This window comes from Phaeobacter sp. SYSU ZJ3003 (assembly GCF_041300735.1).
Classification (GTDB): Bacteria; Pseudomonadota; Alphaproteobacteria; order Rhodobacterales; family Rhodobacteraceae; genus Phycobacter; species Phycobacter gallaeciensis_A.
In genome coordinates this window covers 1-1393 of the sequence record NZ_PXNU01000134.1, presented here as the reverse complement: position 1 = coordinate 1393, position 1393 = coordinate 1, and the positions used below count along the sequence as shown (strand labels likewise).

The window sequence follows — 1393 nt, the reverse complement described above, 5'->3', positions numbered from 1 at the left end:
GGTCGTGTCGCGAATGCTGTGGAAATTCCCTGGCGGCGCGCTCCGGGCATGTGAAGGGTCGGTGTTTTAGGCTGCGAGGTCAAGGGGCATGGGTTCGAGGGGCTGAGAGAGGGTTTCCCAGCCGTCGACCTTTCGCATCTGGATCTGACCGGAGGCGAGCAGCGCCCATAGCAGCATCGGCACGGTCTCGGCGCAGGGCAACACGGTCTGGGTCTTGATGCGGCGGCGGAACTCCTCGTTGAGGCGCTCAATGGCGTTGGTGGTCCTGGCGGACTTCCATTGCGTTGGATCGAGGCGGGTGAATGTGAAGAGCCGGTCCCCCGCTTCCTCCAGGCTATCGGCGACAGCCCGGCACTTCAGGCGCCACTTGCGCAGGAACGCCCTGCGCCGCTTATCGATCTCGGCCGCGGTGTCGGCATAGACCATGTCCCGGTAGTCTTCGGTCAGCTCGTCATGCATGTGCTTCGGGGCATGGGCCAGAAGGTTGCGGTGTTTGTGAACCGTGCAGCGTTGGATCGGCAGATCCTCGCCCCACAACCCCACGAGCGCGGCCTCCAGCCCCGGAGCGCCATCGACAATCACAAATTCGGGCCGTTTCAGGCCTCGGGCATCAAGATCATCGAGGAACTGTCGCCATGCAGCGGTGCTCTCGCCGCCCATGTTTCTTATGGAAAGCAGCACCTTCTGACCGTCGCGCCGCACGCCGATGGCGGCCAGCACCGAGATGTTCGTGGCCTTCTTGTCGATGCGGGTCTTGATCACGGTGCCATCGAGAATGATGCGAATGATGTCCTCATCGGCGAGGCTGCGGGCGCACCACGCGTCCCAGTCGACTTTCACCTTGCGCCAGGCGCGGCTGACCACGTCCTTGCTGACGGCGCCCTCGAACAGCCCGAACAGCGCCCGCTTGACGCGCCGGGTATTGGTGCCGGAGAGATAGACTGCGGCGATCAAGGCTTCGGCCTTCTTGGTCAACCGCTGGTAACGGGGCAGCGCTTTCGAGCGCCATTCCGTCACTTTGCCAGCGTCATCCTCGATCCGGGCCCGCGGCACCCGGACCGTTTCCGTCCCGAAGGTGCCGGTGAGCTGCCGCTCGCGGTGCCCGTGGCGATAGCCTTTCGCAGCTCCGTCGCCACGGTCGTAGCGCAGGCGACCAAGAAAGCTGGCGAGTTCCTCCTCAAAAACGGCCTCGATGGTCGCGCGGACGTTCATCCGGAGCCGCTCCTCGATCGGATCGAACCCGGCCTCATGGGCCAGTAGCGGAAAACTGGAAGTATAGGTATTCTTGGTCATGGCGTGATCTCCCTGGCGGTTGCCGCCGCCGGTTGGGTGGGTGGATGTTCACCCGGAGATTACGCCGCCTTCAAATTTCCACCAACTCCGAGACACGACC

General features: G+C 63.7%; 1 protein-coding gene. It reads right to left on the bottom strand.

Features of this window, described 5'->3' with window-relative positions:
* Positions 1–66 precede the first annotated feature (66 nt).
* Positions 67–1293, bottom strand: coding sequence for an IS256 family transposase (locus tag C6W91_RS21055; protein ID WP_274841187.1), 1227 nt, complete (start codon positions 1291–1293; stop codon positions 67–69).
* Between the last annotated feature and the right edge of the window lie 100 nt (positions 1294–1393).